The organism is Massilioclostridium coli (assembly GCF_900095865.1).
GTDB lineage: Bacteria > Bacillota > Clostridia > Oscillospirales > Ruminococcaceae > Massilioclostridium > Massilioclostridium facile.
Genome location: NZ_FMIZ01000005.1, coordinates 257028 through 275770, shown reverse-complemented (window position 1 = coordinate 275770; position 18743 = coordinate 257028). Strand labels below are relative to the sequence as shown.

Genomic DNA, 18743 nt, shown 5'->3' with positions numbered 1-18743 from the left:
TAGAATCTATTATAGCATTTTCTATTGCAATATGATATAATTGATTTGTAAACAGGAACAAATTATTTTATGGAATTACCATTAGTCTATTTGTTCCCGGCTAATTTGCTTGGTAAACACGCCTTGTAATGAAAATTGTAATCTCTATTTTCGCTTGAAGATAGAGAAATTAGAACAAAAAGTTCAGGTGACTTTTGTGAAACTATATGACGTAATTATTGTAGGTAGTGGCGTAGCTGGGTTAAGTACCGCACTCCACCTAAACAAAGACCTTAATGTATTGTTGTTATGCAAACGGGAAATGACCCTGTGTAACTCCTCTTTAGCACAAGGCGGAATGGTAGCGGTATATGATACCGAACACGATAGCTGTGAAGAACATATTAAGGATACGATGATCGCCGGCCGATATGAAAACAACTTAGAGGCTGTTACAATTCTTTCCAAAGAGAGTAAAATGGTAGCGGATGAACTCCTCGATTTGGGAGTCGATTTTGACCGCACATCGGATGGAAAAATTGATTTAACCCTAGAGGGTGGACACAGTAAACACCGTATCCTGCATTATAAAGATTCCACAGGCAAAGAAATTGTGGATAAATTAATTATTGCCGTAAAACGCCGCAAAAATGTGACCGTTATGGAATATGCTCAGATGTGCAACCTAAAAAAAGTTCCTGGCGGCTTTAGTTTGGATATTTTACAGCATGAGCAACACCACTTTGTATCTGCTCCATACTGTGTGTTGGCAACTGGGGGAATTGGGCGTATCTATCAGTATACCACAAATTCCGCGATTGCTACTGGGGATGGTATTGCTATGGCATACCAGTTGGGAGCAAAAATCCAGCATTTAAGTTATATTCAATTCCATCCAACCGCTTTTTACAACGCCCAACAACGGGAATGTTTTTTAATTAGCGAGGCTGTCCGAGGAAATGGAGCTTACTTGCGGAACTGCCATATGGAACGTTTTATGCACAAATATGATGAACGTTTGGAATTAGCACCCCGTGATGTAGTATCCCAGGCTATTATGCAAGAGCAGAAAGCAACGGGAAGCAAGCATTTTTATCTGGATGTTTCCCATAAGGATCCAGAATTCATTAAAACCCGCTTTCCAATGATCTACCACAATTTACTACAATCGGAATATGACTTAACCAGGGAGCCTGTCCCGATCTATCCTTGCCAACATTATCTGATGGGAGGGATTCAGGTGGATTTAAATTCAGAATCCACCATTCCTGGATTGTTTGCTGTTGGAGAGTGTTCCCACACAGGGGTTCATGGCAGAAACCGTTTGGCAAGCAACTCCTTATTGGAAGGGATTGTATTTGGCCGGCGTTCCGCACTCCATATCAACCAGCTCTCGAAACAAACACAGGACAAAATACAGCCGTATCCATTCCAGCCAGATGTTTATACAGCGGATATTCCAAAAGGGACCCGTACTGAAATCCGTTCTATCATGCAAAAGGCGCATTTTGTCCTGCCAAATCGAAAGTTAGCAGAGGAAGGCTTCATTCGCATCAATGATATTAAATTTATGTTGGAACACGGGCAGTTTAAGGTAACACCGGATTATATTGAGGCAAAATCTCTAGCTACCTGTGCTTATATTATTTTAAAAGAAATTATGTAGGAGGATTAATCTATGTCTTTACCACAATTTTATATTGACGATATTATCAAGCGGGCAATTACAGAGGACATCAACTATGTAGATGTTACAACCGATTATCTAATCAGTGATGATGCTGTAACAACCGCCAAATATGTTGCGAAGGATACCGGCGTTGTGGCTGGTGTAGATATTGCTGTCCGGGTTTATCAATTACTGGATGATTCCATTCAATACGAAATCTTTAAAAAAGATGGGGATGCTGTAGAAAAAGGCGATATCATCCTTACCTTAACCGGAAAAACAAAAACCCTTTTAAAAGGGGAACGTACTTCTTTAAATCTGATCCAACACATGTCCGGTATTGCTACAATGACTAATAAATGCGTTCAGCTTACCAAAGGTACCAACTGTACCATCGCAGACACTCGTAAAACTCTGCCCGGGCTGCGTGCTCTACAAAAATACGCTGTAACCGTAGGAGGAGGGTTAAACCATCGTTTTAATCTTTCCGATGGGGCTATGTTAAAAGATAATCATATTGATGCCTATGGCTCTATGACAAACGCAGTAAAAGCATTGCGCGAAAAAATTGGCCATATGGTAAAAATCGAGGTGGAAACCCGTAATTTTGAAGAATTGGAAGAAGCCTTGAACTGTGGAGCAGATGTCATTATGTTGGATAACATGTCCCCTGCTGATATGGCGAAAGCGGTTGAAATCACCGCTGGCAGGGCAAAATTAGAGGCATCCGGTAATATTACTCTGGAAAACATTGCTGAAGTTGCCCAAACAGGGGTGGATATCATCTCTTTAGGTGCTTTAACCCATTCTGTGAGAGCATTTGATATCAGTATGAAAATCGCTTTATAACCTCTTATCAAAAGTTTAGTCTACCCCACATGGTATTTTCCTATGTGGGGATTTTATGATCTACCTTTCATATAAATAGAACTTTCCATTCTACTGGATAATCTCTCACAGAGTCATCAGTTCCTGCATTGTCAGTAAAACTTATTGTAAATTTTATTTTTACCTGTTTATACCTGTCATGTTTCAGCTAATAGCTCTCTCCACTTCTTTGCTTTATCTTGCTGAAAGTCATGACCTCCGTCTAAGCCGAAGGCTTGATTAAGCCCTAGAAGGGCATTTTACTGGCGGGCATCTAAAGACGCACTGAACATTCTTTCACTGCTCCGCCACCCGTAAACAGGCACTTATGCTTCTTTCCGAGCTTGTATGAACTTGCTAGATTGCTTGTTAGTAGCTCGCTTCGCTCGATACTTGAAGCGAAAGCTTTTTTACGGAGCACCTCCACCGGTATGGCCGCTGGTTTCCCTAATCAATGATAAAATACCCGATTGAGCTGTTAAGCCCAATCGGGTATTTTCGTATACGTCTATTATAGAGAACCATCCGGCCAAGACACCGAACCTGTATCCTGGAATAACGACATGACATTTACAATAATTGAGCAAAAAGCCAGCACTATAAATACAATACAAATGACCAAACTAATCTGTGCCATCAATTTACGGTTGGATTTCATCCCATATACAGAAGAATAAATCCCAATCGCGCCAAACACAAACGCTAAAATGGGAAAGAACAGCCCTAAAGAGGATAAAATCCCCATAGTAAAGCTTTGCAACGCTTTTTTCTCTAAAAATTCTGGAGAAGGGGCTGGTTTTACTGGTGGAATTTGTGGAGGCATGCCATTTGGTTGAAACCCATATGGATAATTATTATTTTGCCCCTGTGGAGGATATGGCGGCTGATTCCATGAATTTGGTTGCATAACTGATTCTCCTTTCATTTTTACTGCACATCTTGTGGGGTCGATGAGGTTTCTGGTGGTGGAGTAGATTCTGCTGGTGGTGCTGATGGGGTTGGAGTAGGAGTTGTTTGTGCGGGTTCCGTTGCCCCTGTTCCACGTTCTATTACTTTATCCATTGGTTTATAAGTACTTTTAATGACAGAGGTAGAAACAACAGCCCCATTATAGGTAACCGTTTTGGTTACTTCTACCGTACAGCCATTTTTTCCGTTACTAATGGTTTTTTGATAGGTAGATGGCATATCCGCCCTGTCTTTGTACTTTGTACCAAATGGGGTAGTGCTTGTAATCTTTCCGTTTTTGGTCATCTCTACTTTATAATTATCTTTATCCGATTTTGTCCCATAAATAGAAACGGTAATTGATGTATTGGTAGTAGTTGCTACAATTTTGATGGATTGGTCACGGGTATTTTTAAAACAGAAATCCTGTCCACCATCGCTGACAGCAGCATCCCACCCCAAAGGAACATATCCTACTGTATAGCTGTGATTGCTTCGGCGGGTAATATCCATATTAGCCAGTACTGCCGCTACATAAGTTGTTGTAGATACTTGGCAAACGCCACCACCATAGCCATCCTCTAAACCATTTGGTGTATATACTCCAGCTGGTTTATAGCCATGAGCTTTATCCGTATATCCAACCCTGCCGTTAAAAGAAAATACTTCTCCAGGAGCTACTACTGCCCCATTTAAAGTGGCTGCCGCTTTGGCAATATTAAAGTTTCGATTTTTATCTGTTGCCGTAAAATTAGTAGTATAGCTTTGTAATAAATCTGGACATGCTGCATTATCATGCTGCTGTTTTAACTGTTCTACCGTTACCTTTGGCGCAGTAATAGTTAAATCAATTGTGTACTCCCCAGAAGAAGGGTCCGTTACAATCTGTTTTGCAGTATCTAGATTGAAAGATACTCCTTCTTCCTCCTGGTTATAAATCATTTTACCAGAGCTGTTTACATTGCTAGTAGCATCTTTTGCTTCTTTACAGACTTCTTGATGGATTTGGTCTAAATTAATTGCAATAGTATCATCTGTAACAGCTATGCCTTCTGCAACAACGGGATCAAATACAAACTGTTTCACTTGGGTTATAATTTTTTCTTTTTCTTTCTCCACCTCAATAGAAGAACCTGCTGCACCTGCACGAACCACTAATTGGTTTCCTTTTCGTTCATAGGAATAAGGAGTTACTGCTACAGCGGAACTATCTTTAAATTCTGTAATAAGCTGGGTTAAGGTTTCATCATTATAATGGATATCTGGAGTAAAACCATCTGGGTTTTCTTTAAAATCGTATTCTTTTGCCTCAGCAAATACCTGGTCTGCTTGATAGGAAAAACCACAATCTTTTAATGAAATCTCAGCTGTCTTATCTTGAAAAGTAAGCTGTATTTTCTGTTCCTCTAATTTTGGATTAATCTCGTTTTGTAATACATCTTCCAGTTCCTCATGGTTTAATTTACTTAAAGAAATTCCATGTAGACTGGCATTTGTAGGTAAAATTTTATCCAAATGTTGTTTGTATAATACAACACCTATGATAATCCCCACAATCAATAAAACAATCACAATTCCTGTTATTATAACAGGAACCTTATGCTTTTTGATTGATTCAATGCTAAAGTTCATAAACAGGCACCTCTTAATTTAGAATTATATTGTATAAATAATACAAAATTTAGAAGTTAAAATAAAAAATTTATTTCGACACATTATATATCATATCTTTTTTTTAGGTAAATTTCAACCATATTTTTTGTTTGTAACCCTTTTGTAAAATAAATCCATATTAAAAACGAAAGTTTTTAATCACTAAATCCCAATATTTATTCTTTATTTTACTGATTATTTCGAATAATTAGTACTATTTTAATATTGATCCTGTCTATCGTAAAAATCAAGTCAACTGCCCAATTCAGCTGGTGGCTTTTACCGCCTCTAAAATAGTCTATTACTAGGTTAACCCCTATATAAGGTACTAAAAAATTATATTAGCATCAAACGCACTGCTTACCCATAAACGCTTCTAATTCATTAGCTATTTTTGGCATTACCTTCCACTTTTCGTCTCGCATAAAGCCCACCATTGTTGCGCTACTCTTTCTTTCCAATAAAACTAGAAGTTTTTTCCACATCGAAAGACTCCATAAAAAATGCCCCCTCTTAGATCTAAGAGGGGGATGATTGTCACAACGACTTGTTCGCAATTAATGTTTAATTAAGCTTTGCCCATCCATTTCAGCTGGTTGAGACAAACCAAGGATTTCCAGCATAGTTGGGGCAATATCTGCCAGTTTACCGCCTTCACGCAGTTCACAATCCATGCCTACTACCGCAAATGGAACTGGGAATGTGGTGTGAGCAGTAAATGGAGAGCCATCTTCTTCATACATTTTGTCAGCATTTCCATGGTCAGCAGTGATCAAAGCAACGCCGCCTTTTTCCAAGATAGCAGAAACGGTTCTGCCAACACAGGTGTCCACTGCTTCTACAGCTGCTTTTGCAGCGTCAAATACACCAGTGTGCCCTACCATATCACAGTTCGCATAGTTTAAAATGATAACATCATATTTGTCAGATTCAATGCGTTTTACCACTTCATCTGTTACCTCATAGGCACTCATTTCTGGTTTCATATCATAAGTTGCAACTGCTGGGGACTTAATCAATGCCCTGTCTTCGTTTTCAAATTCTTTCTCAACGCCACCGTTAAAGAAGAAAGTTACATGGGCGTATTTTTCGGTTTCCGCAATTCTCAGCTGGGTCAAGCCCTTTTTACTGATATATTCCCCAAAGGTATTTACCAAAGACTGTGGCTTAAATGCAACATCTACATTTGGCATAGTTGCATCATATTGAGTAAAGCAAACAAAGTGTACTGGAACCATTCCCTTTTTGCGTTCAAAACCGCTGAAATCTGGATCTACAAAAGTTCTAGTGATTTCACGGGCACGGTCAGGGCGGAAGTTAAAGAATACAATACTGTCGTGTTCCTTTACTGTTGCATTTTCAGCACATACCGTTGGCAGAACAAATTCATCCGTAGTATCAGCCGCATAGGAGTTTTCCATTGCCTGTGTTCCGGATTCTGCTTTTTCTCCTTCTCCGTAAACCATTGCAGCATAGGCTTTTTCCACACGGTCCCAACGGTTATCACGGTCCATGGCATAATATCTACCCATTACTGTAGCAATTTTGCCAACTCCGATTTCGTCCAGTTTGTTTTGTAGTTCAGCTACATAATCAATCCCAGAAGAAGGTGGAACGTCACGTCCATCCATAAAGCAATGAACATATACTTGTTCCAAACCAGCTTTTTTTGCCAGTTCCAGTAAACCATACAGATGGGTGTTGTGGCTGTGGACGCCACCATCGGACAACAAGCCCATCAAATGCAGGGAGGAATTATTTTCTTTACAATTTTCAATTGCTTTGTTTAAAGCCTCGTTCTGGAAGAACTCTCCATCCTGAATGGATTTTGTAATTCTGGTTAATTCCTGGTATACAATCCGTCCAGCGCCAATGTTGGTGTGGCCAACTTCAGAGTTCCCCATCTGACCATCTGGCAGGCCAACGAGCATACCGGATGCACCAATATCAACACGAGGGCACTCGTTTAAATAATGGTCTAAATTTGGTTTTTTTGCAGATTTAATCGCATTGCCGTAATCGGATGGGTTATCACCAAAACCGTCCATAATAATCAAGGCTAAAGGTTTTTTTGCCATAACTCATTACTTCCTTTCATCTGTGTTATTCCAATTGTGTTTGAGAGTGAAAACCGCTTATCATGTAAAGATGATAAGCGGTCTCTTTCATTGTCAACTATACGATAGAATTAACCTTTTGTAGCAGCTTCTACGATAGCAGCAAAATCTGGAGCTTTCAGGGAAGCGCCACCAATCAAACCGCCATCAATGTCTTCTTTGCCCAACAGCTCAGCAGCATTTTTTGGATTCATAGAACCACCGTATTGGATAGTCATAGCATCAGCAGCTTCTTTATCGTAGATGCTAGCAACTGTTTCACGGATTAAGCCACAAACTTCAGCAGCCTGGTCAGCAGTAGCAGTTTTTCCTGTACCGATTGCCCATACTGGTTCGTAAGCGATTACAATGTTTTTCAGTTGTTCTTTTGTGATGTCTTTTAGAGCCAGTTTTACCTGCATAGCAACCAGTTCAGCTGTAATGCCGTTTTCTCTGTCTTCCAGCATTTCACCAACGCAAACGATTGGTTTCAGGCCAGCTTCAACAGCAGCTTTTGTTCTCAGGTTTACAGTATGGTCTGTTTCACCAAAATATTGTCTTCTTTCGCTGTGACCGATTACAACGTATTCAACGCCCATTTCGGTCAGCATATCAGCGGAAATTTCACCAGTAAAAGCGCCGGATTTTTCAAAGTGAACGTTTTCAGCGCCAACTTTGATGTTGGTACCTTTGGTCAGTTCCATTGCGGTTTCCAGGTTGGTGAAAGGAACACAGATTACAACGCCACAGTTAGCATCTGCAACCAATGGTTTCATTGCTTCAATTAATTCTTTTGCTTCTGCACGATTTTTGTTCATTTTCCAGTTGCCAGCAATAATTGCTTGACGTAATGTTTTGTTCATGATAGAACCTCCATAAATTCAGTCAAAAAATTTTATTCCTATAGGTTAAAAACGGCGTAAGGCGAAAGGGTCTCGCCTCCGCCGTTGTATTTACTGTATCGTAAAAGCAGCAATTAATTATTTATCTTGGATTGCTGCGATACCTGGCAGTTCTTTTCCTTCCAGGAATTCCAGGGAAGCACCGCCACCAGTGGAGATATGGGTCATTTTATCACCAAAGCCCAGGGTGTTTACTGCTGCTGCGGAGTCACCACCACCGATTACTGTTACCGCATCGGTTTCAGCCATTGCTTTTGCAACCGCGATCGTACCTTTTGCCAGGATTGGGTTTTCAAATACGCCCATTGGTCCGTTCCAAACAACTGTTTTTGCAGATTTTACAGCTTCTGCAAACAGTTCCGCTGTTTTTGGACCGATATCCAGGCTCATTTTATCAGCAGGAATTGCATCCGCTGCAACAACTTCTACTGGAATTTCAGCATCAATTGGATTTGGGAATTCATCAGCAATGGTGCAGTCGATTGGCAGTAAAATTTGAACACCTTTTTCTTCTGCTTTTGCCAGCATATTTTTACAGTAGTCGATTTTTTCTTCATCCAACAGGGAAGTACCTGTACCATAGCCTTTTGCAGCCAGGAAAGTATATGCCATACCGCCGCCGATAATCAAAGTATCTGCTTTGTTCAACAGATTTTCAATAACATTCAATTTATCTGCAACTTTTGCGCCACCCAAAATGGTAACGAATGGTCTTGCTGGATCATTGACAGCATTGCCCAGGTACTGCAGTTCTTTCCCAATCAGATAACCAACAGCGGTTTCTTTTACATAATCAGTTACGCCAACAGTGGAACAATGTGCTCTGTGTGCGGTACCAAAAGCGTCGTTTACAAATACATCTGCCAAGCTAGCCAGTTCTTTGCTGAACTCTTCACCATTTTTGGTTTCTTCTTTGCGATATCTAGTGTTTTGCAGCAATACTACGTCGCCGTCTTTCATAGCAGCAACAGCAGCTTTTGCGTTTTCACCTACAACATTATCATCAGCAGCAAATACTACTTCTTTGCCCAAGTGTTCTGACAATCTTTTTGCTACAGGAGCCAGGGATAATTCTGGTTTTGGTTCGCCTTTTGGTTTGCCCATATGGGAGCAAAGGATTACTTTACCGCCATCTGCAATTAATTTTTTAATAGTTGGCAGAGCAGCAACGATTCTATTTTCGTCAGTGATCACACCATCTTTCAGTGGTACGTTAAAGTCGCAGCGAACAAGAACTCTTTTACCTGCGACATTGATGTCATCAACAGTCTTTTTGTTTAAAGAAGTCATATTAGCCATCCTTTCAATCTTAGAAAATCAAAAATATTTGTTCTTCCGTTTAGGAAGAATGTTAACAGAATAACAAACTAATTTATATTATATCCAATTAAGGCAGTTTTTTCAAGTGGTTTCCGGGAAATTTCCGCCTTTTTCCCATTAGGTTATCCAGTTTCACTATAATTCCGAAAAAAACAGTATTTTAGTTGGAATTTTGGCTGCCCTTTACAACAACCGCTACTACCTGAGGCCCAGCATTAATCGAGATAACAGCCCCAATTGGGTAAACGCCTTGCGGCTCCCCACCCAGTGCTTTTTTACATTCTTTCACCAGTTCTTCTGTCTTTTCCGGCTTATCCCCGGACAAAATATAATATGGAGTGTTTGGGGTCATCTCTGCTTTAGCACGTTTGATTAAATCTGGAATTACTGCTTTTTCCCCACGTACTTTACCCAATACTTTGGATTTGCCATGGTCAAACGTTAAAATTGGTTTTAGCCCCATTAACTCCCCAACAAAGGCTGCTACAGCACTAACACGTCCAGATTTTTTCGCAAATTTCAAATCATAGGTGGCAAAATAAACATGGGCAGAATGAACCCAGTCTTCTACAAACGCAATAATCTCGTTTACTGGAGCACCTTTTTTCGCTTTTTCTGCTGCTTCTATAACCGCATATCCATACACCATGGAATAGGTAGTAGAATCCACAATATGAATTTGAAAAGAATCTTTTGCCTCTGGATGTTCCTCAAAAAAAGTATTTTTTGCCATAATCGAATTCTGATACGTAGCAGAACCATTACTATTGATGGAAATATAAATTAGATCTGTATAACCTTCGTCATAGTATTTTTGGTAAGCTTCTTCAAATTCAATTGGTGTAATCTGCGCATGGGTAGGGATTTTCGTACAACTTTCTAGAACTTCATAAAACTCTTGGGTTTCAAAATCTTCCCGTTCCCGGTATCCTTTTTCCTCAATAGTAATGGGAAAATTCAATATACGGATATTTAGTTCGTGCTCTTTCTCTTTTGGAATATCACAAGCGGAATCCGTCATAATTTTAATTTTAGCCATAGTTTACCTCCATAAAAATTAATTCCAGGTGTATTTTGTCAGCTCGCCAGTGGTCTTTAATTTTGGAAATCCCCATTGGCGCAATACTTCATAGGTAGCGATTGCAACGGTATTGGATAAATTTAAACTGCGGATCATTCCTAGCATCGGCATCCGAACACAATCTTCTGGATGATGGTAGAGTAAATCCTCTGGAAGCCCCGCATCCTCCCGACCAAAAATCAAATAGGAGTTATCCGGATATTCCGCATCCGAATAAATATGCTGGCCCTTTGTTGTAAAGAAAAAGAAATTTCCATCCGCATTTTTCTCTAAAAATTCCGCCAGGTTTTCATAATAGGTAATGTCAAGGTATTGCCAATAGTCCAATCCAGCTCGTTTGAGCTTTTTGTCATCAATTGCAAAGCCCAATGGTTTTACCAGATGGAGCCGTGCGCCAGTAGCTGCGCAGGTACGGGCAATATTCCCTGTATTTTGTGGAATCTGTGGTTCCACCAACACAATATTTAACGTACTCATTTTATTTCCCCCAAATGTCGTCTTCTCTATCCATTAAACTATATTTTTCACTGGAATGCAAGAGGATATCAAAAAATAATCCAATTCAAATATTCTTTGCTCTTTGAAACGACGACAGATACATCAAACTTCTTATTGAATCCTAGTATCCAAAAACAGAACAAATCTGCTTTTCGTAATAAGATCAACGATACTATAATTTTTGATGTATTTTTCTACTTATAGTAATAAAATTAACTAAAAAACAAAAAGTTATAAATAGATTGAAACAGAACCGCTCCTATACATAATTTTTAAAAATACCATATTATTCAACAGTATTGCCAATAATAAAAACGATAATTTTGAAAACGCTTTGTAAAAATTACCGCAAAAGTATTTTGCCTACTCCTAATAAGTTTTATCTTGTTCAAGTTAAGCTATCCATTTATTTCACAATAGATTAATAAATGACTTTCAGACTTTATACACTTATTATTCCAAAAAAACAATAAACTAGCTTTGAAATAGACCATATACTTACATTGGTTTTGTTCCGTAAAAACCGCTTTTTCTTAAAAACTTTATCAAGATTTTTTCAAATCTCTGATAAAATTTGAGGTTTTCAAAAACAAACAAAAAAGCCGTTTCCCAATTAGATTGGGAAACGACCGTTCCTTCAAATGGTTATCTCTCTAAGTTCTGGTCTCTGGAAGGGCCTACACCAACCATTTTAATTGGGCATCCACACACTTTTTCCAGATAAGCAATATAATCCTTACATTCCTGTGGTAGTTCATCATATGTTTTACACTTGGAAAGGTCTCCGGAAAAACCAGGTACTTCCTCATAAACCGGTGTGCAATCTTCTAATTCTTGAATATCACATGGGTATTCTGTAAAAATAGTGCCATCCGGTTTTTTATAAGCAACACATACTTTTAAGGTTTCAATCCCACTTAAAGTATCAAATTTATTGATTGCCAAAGCGGTTAACCCATTGGCACGTACCGCATGACGGAGGATCACTGCATCAAACCATCCAGTTCTTCTTGGACGTCCAGTGGTTGTGCCGAACTCGTTGCCACGGTTACGGATCATATCGCCCATTTCATCGAATAACTCGGTTGGGAATGGGCCAGCCCCTACACGAGTGGTATATGCTTTTGCAACCCCAATTACTTCATCAATTACCGTTGGGCCAACACCGGAGCCAATACAGCATCCAGCAGACAATGGATGGGAAGAAGTAACATATGGATAGGTTCCAACATCCAAGTCCAACAAGGTTCCTTGAGCCCCTTCAAACAGAATTTCTTTGTCCTGTTTTACAGCTTCATAAGTCAACACAGATACATCCGCTAAATATGGAGCCAGACGTTTCGCATATCCTACATATTCTTCAATAATAGCATCAACGTCCAATGCCTCTCCACCATAAATCTGGGTGATAATTTTATTTTTTAACGCACCAACAGCAGCAGCTTTTTCACGGAAAATAGATTCATGTACCAGGTCGTACATACGAATCCCACTGCGTTCCGCTTTATCCATATAGCATGGACCAATCCCACGGCCTGTAGTACCAATCTGCTTGCCGCCCAAGGCAGCCTCACTTAATCCGTCCAATTTACGGTGCCATGGCATAATCACGTGGGCACGTGGGTCGATTTTTAAGTTGTTGCAATCAATCCCCCGTTGAATTAAACCGTCAATCTCCCTTAAAATATCTTGTGGGTCGATTACTACGCCACAACCAATCAGACAGGTGGTGTTGGGGTATAAGATGCCGGATGGTACCAGATGCAACTTATAGGTCTCTCCGTTGCTTTCCACTGTATGACCAGCGTTGTTACCGCCCTGTGAGCGCACAACAACATCTGCGCGGGAAGCCAAAATGTCAATGATTTTACCTTTACCTTCGTCGCCCCATTGAACGCCGACTACAATTTTTGCAGGCATAAGTCCATACCTCACTTTAACTTCAAAATTAATATTAACTCTTATTTACGAACCATGGATATAAATCCACAACAGTTTTTATTATAACAAACCGCTCACTACAATGCAAGTAAATCACTGCAATTTCTCAAGGTTCCCATCTGTTTTTTTCAACCCAAAAAAGAAAATTCTGTATATTACACAAAGATATAACATTATTTTATAAACCATTTTTCATTACTTGCAAGAAATCAATTTTCAACTGTCAAAAAATATTCGAAAAGTCTCGTCCTGTATAAAACGGAAGGATTTGCTAATAATAAAAATAATTTGGAACTAAAATTTGAAACAATCGTATGGAAAGGGATGGTCTTACATGAAATTAACTCCTACTGAGTACAGCCAAATGGTAGAACAATCCTCCCCCAAATCACCTTCCGCCAAAAATATTCCAATGGCGTTTTTCATTGGCGGCTTAATTTGTGGGATTGGGGAAGCACTCCGCCAGCTGTATATCGCTGCAGGATTGGGAAAACCCGAAGCCGCTGCTTGTGTTTCGGTTACCTTTATTGGCATTACCGCAATCCTAACAGGGCTAAAGGTGTTTGACAATATCGCCAAAGTTGCAGGCGCTGGCACCATTGTTCCAATCACCGGATTTGCCAACGCAATTGTTTCCCCAGCATTGGAATTCAAAGCAGAAGGTTATGTATTAGGATTAGGCGCAAAAATGTTTGTCATTGCTGGGCCTGTAATTGTATATGGAACAGTTGCCTCCGCAATTTATGGCGTAATTCTATATATCATTCAATTATTTTAAGGGGGAACATTTATGAGGATTGGAAGAAGTACCTTTCAACTGGACCATCTCCCAAGCATAGCTGGATTTGCCGCAGTTGCAGGTAAAAAAGAAGGCGAAGGCCCTTTTGGAAATAAATTTGACATGATATTTCAAGACGGCTTGTTCGGGGAAAAAACATTTGAAAAAGCCGAAAGTAAAATGCAAAAAGAAGCTGCTACTCTCGCAATCCAAAAAAGTGGATTGATCCCAGACCAAATACAGCTTGTTTTCGCTGGGGATTTGTTGAACCAATGTGTGGGTTCCAACTACGGAATACGGGATTTAAAAATTCCCTTTGTAGGATTGTATGGAGCTTGTTCTACCATGGCGGAAAGTTTGGCATTGGCAAGCCTTTCGGTGGATACTAACCTTGTCGATCACGCTTTGGCTGTTACCTCTTCTCATTTTTGTTCAGCGGAACGCCAGTTCCGTTATCCACTGGAATATGGTGGGCAACGTCCTCCAACAGCACAATGGACTGCCACAGCTTCCGGTGCTGTAATAGTGGGGAAATCAGATAAACCACCTTACGTCAAACATGTCTGCATAGGAACCATTGTTGACTTGGAGGTCACTGATATTAACAATATGGGGGCTGCGATGGCACCAGCAGCAGCGGATACCATTAAACGCTATTTGGAGGATACGAAAACAACCCCAGAACAATACGACCTGATCGTAACAGGTGATTTAGGTCAGGTGGGTTCTACCCTGTTAGTACAACTCTTACAGTTGGACAAGATTGATATCTCACAACGGCACAAGGATTGTGGCCTTTTACTATACGACCAAAAGACCCAGGATGTTCATGCAGGGGGCTCCGGCTGTGGATGCAGTGCCGCTGTATTGTGTTCCCATTTTTTAAAAGAATTGCAGCTGGGCAGATTGCAAGATATTCTATTTGTTGCAACGGGAGCTCTGATGTCCACCGTTACCAACCAACAAGGGGAAAGCATTCCAGGAATTGCCCACCTTGTCCATCTTTCCAGCCATAAAGGAAAGGAGAGAGAATAGATGTTATTGGATTGTATAAAAGCGTTTTTGGTAGGCGGTGGAATTTGTGTTATTGGGCAAATTTTAATTGATTACACGAAACTTACCCCTGCTCGAATTTTAGTTACCTTTGTAGTTACCGGCGTTATATTAGGAGCTCTGGGGATTTATGAACCAATTGTCCAATTCGCTGGTGCGGGGGCATTGGTCCCTTTAACAGGGTTTGGATACCTTTTATCCACCGGCGTTCAGGAAGCTGTCGCGAAAAGTGGGTTGATGGGTGCACTGTGTGGCGGATTCACTGCTTGTGCAACAGGGGTAACCGCCGCCATCCTGTTTGCCTTTTTAATTGCATTGATCTTTAAACCGGGTGATAAATCCTAATTTTTGTCTAATATTAAAATCATGAAACGGACTTTATCAAATACTTTATTCCACCAAATTGAACTAGCAAACTAATTTGTAATGAATATTGTTATTGTAAAGCAAAATAGCAGGCATTTTTGTGCCTGCTATTTTTTCATAACATAAGATTCTATCAATAATAAGAGTGATTCTCTTAAATTTAATACAGAAAAGATAAATGGAATAACGCTTGTTCTTATGATTTACTACTTACCGCCCTAAGATTTCAATTAGAAAATAAAATTAATATGAAGTTCTATAAACAGTTCATCTTTTGTCCAAATCAAGAATTATCTGTTTTTTCTTATGATTCTACAAGGGTTTCCATAGGCTATTGTATTACTTGGAATATCTTTAGTCACAACGCTTCCTGCTCCAATTACTACATTGTCTCCTATTGTAACACCTGGCAAAATAATTGCCCCTCCACCAATCCATACATTATCGCCGATGGTTACTGGAGCAGTTTGAGTTTTGCAAAATTGGAACGAATTATCCTCGTTGAGTTCGCCAAATCTATCAGCTGCATTTGTTGGATGAAAAGCAGTATATATTTGGACATTGGGTGCGATTAAGGCATTATCTCCAATCGTAATCTTATTATCATCTAAAAAGGTACAGTTCATATTTATTTCACAGTTGTTTCCAAGATAAATATTGTTTCCATAATCAACATAAAAAGGTGGGGTAATCCATAAATTTTTTCCCCTTCCTCCCAACAATTCATTTAGAATACATTCTTTTTCTTGTAAGTTCTCAGAATCTGTTTGATTGTAATCCCTTATTAAATTCTTGGCTTTGTGCCATTGAGTTAATAATTCAGAATCACTGCAATCATATACTTGCCCTGTCAACATTTTTTCTTTTTCCGTCATAAGATCCTCCAAAAATGTTTCATTTATTCTTATGATAATTATAACATAGCACTGAAAAAAGATCTATCTCCTTATTGGAGCAGTAAATCATCATTTACTTTCACAGCTACTATTGAGGCTCGCTATAGATAATGAAACTTCTATTATGATTTTACAAATAAAAGTAAACCTCCACCATCTAAATAATAACCACAGCAATAAGGCTTAAAGGCATAGCCATATTGTTGTGGTTTTCTATCATCAGTGTACATAAATTACCTGTTGGCACATTATCAGTAATTCTATGAATGTTTTTCTGGGTGATAACGCTTTAAACTGAGGGAATTTAAAACAACCGATACGGAACTGAATGCCATAGCAGCCCCTGCGATAATTGGACTTAAAAAGCCGAATGCTGCAAATGGGACCCCAATGGAATTATAGATAAACGCCCAGAATAGATTTTGGCGGATTTTGCGCATTGTTTTTCTAGACAAACGGATTGCTTGTGGGATAGAATTCAAATCCCCACGGATTAAGGTGATATCCGACGCCTCAATCGCTATGTCTGTTCCCGTACCGATGGCAATCCCCAAATCGGCTGTTACTAAAGCTGGAGCATCGTTAATGCCATCCCCAACCATAGCCACAATCTTACCAGATTTTTGAATCTGTTCCACCTGGGAAGCCTTATGTTCCGGTAAAACCTCAGCTAACACATTGGTAATCCCCACTTGTTGCGCAATGGCGTTAGCGGTTTTTTGATTGTCCCCCGTAATCATATAGATTTCCAATCCCATGTCCTTAAGCTGTTGGATCGCCTGTGCGGAACTTGGTTTTACCGTATCCGCAACCGCAACAACACCAATCAACTTACCATCCATTGCAGTAAACATCGCTGTCTTACCCTGTTGTTCATATTGGTCCACCGGTTGTTCTGCCATAGAGAAATCAATCTGATGCTGTTCCATTAATCTACGGTTTCCAACCAGTACAGTATGGCCCTCAATTTCCGCAGAAATTCCTTGGCCTGTAATGGATTGGAATTGTTCCGGTTTTGGAATGTTTGGAAGGTTTTGCATACCGTATTGATAAATCGCCTGCCCCAGTGGATGCTCGGAATTTCGTTCTGCCGCAGCGGTAATGCGCAATAATTCCTGCTGTTCCATATCAAATGGATGGATATCAGTTACATCAGGCTTTCCTTCTGTAATAGTGCCTGTTTTATCCAGTACAATCGCATTGATGGTTCCAGCAGTTTGTAGGTGTTCCCCACCTTTGATTAAGATACCATTTTCTGCCCCTTTTCCTGTCCCCACCATAATAGCAGTAGGTGTTGCCAGCCCCAGCGCACACGGGCAAGCTATTACAAGGACGGATACAGCGTTGATAATCGCTTTTTGGATATCCCCTGTGATAATACTCCAAAGATTAAACGTGAGGATAGCAATTCCAATAATGGCGGGAACAAAGACGCCAGCCACTTTGTCCGCAATCTTTTGGATTGGCGCTTTATGTCCCTGGGCATCTTCTACCAAACGGATAATTTGGGATAATGCGGTGTCTTTTCCGATTTTCTCTGCTTCCATTACAAAACTGCCCGCATGGTTCACGGTAGCACCGATCACAGAATCTCCAGTATGTTTTTCTACTGGTAAACTTTCCCCTGTCAACATGGACTCATCAATGGAAGAACTACCTTCTAATATCTTACCATCCACAGGAATCTTTTCTCCTGGACGGATGACAATATGGTCCCCTACTTTTACCCGTTCAATAGAGATTTCCACTTCCTGACCATCTTTTAAAATACGGGCTGTTTTTGCCTGTAGCCCCATTAATTTTTTGATAGCTTCGGAAGTTTTTCCCTTTGCGTTGGCCTCCAAGAATTTCCCCAATAAAATCAATGTAATAATAGTGGCAGAGGATTCAAAATAAATTGGTTTCATATGGCCGTGTGCCACATGCTGGCCAGCATTTAAGAAAAATCCATTGACAATACTCAAGATGTAGGCGGAAGATGTCCCTAACGCAACTAATACGTCCATGTTAGCGGTTCCACTGCGCAACGCTTTGAACGCGCTTTTATAAAAACGGGCACCTATATAGAATTGCACTGGTGTTGCCAAAATTAACTGGGTCCACTCGTTATGCAAAAAAGCGGTGAACGAATTGGCAATCCCAACAGCATTCAACACCATCCCCAAAATCAATGGCGCTGTTAAAATGATCGAAAGGATCAATTGGTTTCTGGCATGTTTTAACTCTTTTTGTTTGTTATCCTGCTGCTGGTCTATTTTGGTTTCTTCCCAAACAGACGCACCATATCCCGCTTTTTCCACTGCCGCAATCAAATCATCTGTAGTAATGCTATCCTCAAAAGTGACGGCGGCTTTTTCTGTAGCTAGATTCACATTCGCCTGTATGACTTCCGGCATTTTATTTAATGTTCGTTCCACAAAAGCAGAACAATTTGCGCAAGTCATTCCAGTAATCATCAAAGTGACTTTATGAGACTGGGGCTGTATAGTACCATAACCGATTTTACTGATGAATTCATGAATCTGCTGTAACGAGATCCTATCAGTATCAAACTCTATTGTTGCCTTTTCCGTGGCTAAATTCACAGTAGCAGACAGAATTCCTTCTGTTTTATTTAAACGTTTTTCGATAAACGAAGAACAATTGGCACAGGTCATTCCTGTAATTTGTATTGTAGCTTGTTGTTTCATTTGCAC

At 39.9% G+C, this 18743-nt stretch carries 15 protein-coding genes; 5 read left to right on the top strand and 10 right to left on the bottom strand.

The annotated features are described in order from the left end of the window. Positions 1-196: 196 nt before the first annotated feature. Both BQ2683_RS01780 and nadC read left to right on the top strand, forming a co-directional pair. On the top strand, positions 197-1645 hold the full coding sequence (locus BQ2683_RS01780) for an L-aspartate oxidase (protein ID WP_069987036.1): 1449 nt from the start codon (positions 197-199) through the stop codon (positions 1643-1645). Between the two features lie 12 nt (positions 1646-1657). After that, a complete protein-coding gene (nadC, locus tag BQ2683_RS01775) occupies positions 1658-2497 on the top strand; it encodes a carboxylating nicotinate-nucleotide diphosphorylase (protein WP_069987034.1) in 840 nt (279 codons plus the stop codon). A 529-nt stretch (positions 2498-3026) separates the two neighbouring features. Here the strand turns inward: nadC and BQ2683_RS01770 are convergent. The 8 genes from BQ2683_RS01770 to BQ2683_RS01735 form a co-directional block, all read right to left on the bottom strand. After that, positions 3027-3422 carry a hypothetical protein gene (locus tag BQ2683_RS01770; protein ID WP_069987032.1) on the bottom strand — a complete coding sequence of 132 codons (396 nt, stop codon included), beginning with the start codon at positions 3420-3422 and terminating at the stop codon, positions 3027-3029. Positions 3423-3442: 20 nt separating this feature from the next. Next, on the bottom strand, positions 3443-5095 hold the full coding sequence (locus tag BQ2683_RS01765) for a VanW family protein (RefSeq protein ID WP_069987030.1): 1653 nt from the start codon (positions 5093-5095) through the stop codon (positions 3443-3445). A gap of 578 nt (positions 5096-5673) precedes the next feature. Beyond that, a complete protein-coding gene (gene gpmI / locus BQ2683_RS01760; RefSeq protein WP_069987028.1) occupies positions 5674-7194 on the bottom strand; it encodes a 2,3-bisphosphoglycerate-independent phosphoglycerate mutase in 1521 nt (506 codons plus the stop codon). A 110-nt stretch (positions 7195-7304) separates the two neighbouring features. Further along, positions 7305-8075, bottom strand: a complete 771-nt coding sequence (tpiA, locus tag BQ2683_RS01755; protein WP_069987027.1) for a triose-phosphate isomerase — start codon at positions 8073-8075, stop codon at positions 7305-7307. Positions 8076-8192: 117 nt separating this feature from the next. Next, on the bottom strand, positions 8193-9404 hold the full coding sequence (locus BQ2683_RS01750; protein WP_069987025.1) for a phosphoglycerate kinase: 1212 nt from the start codon (positions 9402-9404) through the stop codon (positions 8193-8195). Between the two features lie 190 nt (positions 9405-9594). Further along, the gene (locus BQ2683_RS01745) at positions 9595-10473 is read right to left on the bottom strand and encodes a DegV family protein (protein WP_069987023.1); all 879 of its coding nucleotides are present in this window, start codon (positions 10471-10473) and stop codon (positions 9595-9597) included. 18 nt (positions 10474-10491) lie between these two features. Next, positions 10492-10992 (bottom strand): tRNA (uridine(34)/cytosine(34)/5-carboxymethylaminomethyluridine(34)-2'-O)-methyltransferase TrmL, encoded by a 501-nt coding sequence (gene trmL, locus BQ2683_RS01740; protein ID WP_069987021.1) that lies wholly within the window; start codon positions 10990-10992, stop codon positions 10492-10494. Positions 10993-11658: 666 nt separating this feature from the next. Then, positions 11659-12933 carry an adenylosuccinate synthase gene (locus BQ2683_RS01735; protein WP_069987019.1) on the bottom strand — a complete coding sequence of 425 codons (1275 nt, stop codon included), beginning with the start codon at positions 12931-12933 and terminating at the stop codon, positions 11659-11661. A gap of 355 nt (positions 12934-13288) precedes the next feature. Here BQ2683_RS01735 and spoVAC point away from each other — a divergent pair, with 355 nt between their 5' ends. The 3 genes from spoVAC to spoVAE are packed head-to-tail and all read left to right on the top strand — an operon-like array spanning position 13289 to position 15130. Continuing rightward, the gene (gene spoVAC, locus BQ2683_RS01730; protein WP_069987017.1) at positions 13289-13732 is read left to right on the top strand and encodes a stage V sporulation protein AC; all 444 of its coding nucleotides are present in this window, start codon (positions 13289-13291) and stop codon (positions 13730-13732) included. A 12-nt stretch (positions 13733-13744) separates the two neighbouring features. Beyond that, on the top strand, positions 13745-14767 hold the full coding sequence (spoVAD, locus tag BQ2683_RS01725; protein WP_069987015.1) for a stage V sporulation protein AD: 1023 nt from the start codon (positions 13745-13747) through the stop codon (positions 14765-14767). A gap of 6 nt (positions 14768-14773) precedes the next feature. Continuing rightward, the gene (gene spoVAE, locus BQ2683_RS01720) at positions 14774-15130 is read left to right on the top strand and encodes a stage V sporulation protein AE (protein WP_083256335.1); all 357 of its coding nucleotides are present in this window, start codon (positions 14774-14776) and stop codon (positions 15128-15130) included. Between the two features lie 311 nt (positions 15131-15441). Here the strand turns inward: spoVAE and BQ2683_RS01715 are convergent, their stop codons facing one another. Both BQ2683_RS01715 and BQ2683_RS01710 read right to left on the bottom strand, forming a co-directional pair. Beyond that, positions 15442-16026 carry a sugar O-acetyltransferase gene (locus BQ2683_RS01715; protein ID WP_069987011.1) on the bottom strand — a complete coding sequence of 195 codons (585 nt, stop codon included), beginning with the start codon at positions 16024-16026 and terminating at the stop codon, positions 15442-15444. 281 nt (positions 16027-16307) lie between these two features. After that, complete coding sequence (locus tag BQ2683_RS01710) at positions 16308-18737, bottom strand: heavy metal translocating P-type ATPase (protein WP_076939105.1); 2430 nt, start codon at positions 18735-18737, stop codon at positions 16308-16310. Positions 18738-18743 lie beyond the last annotated feature (6 nt).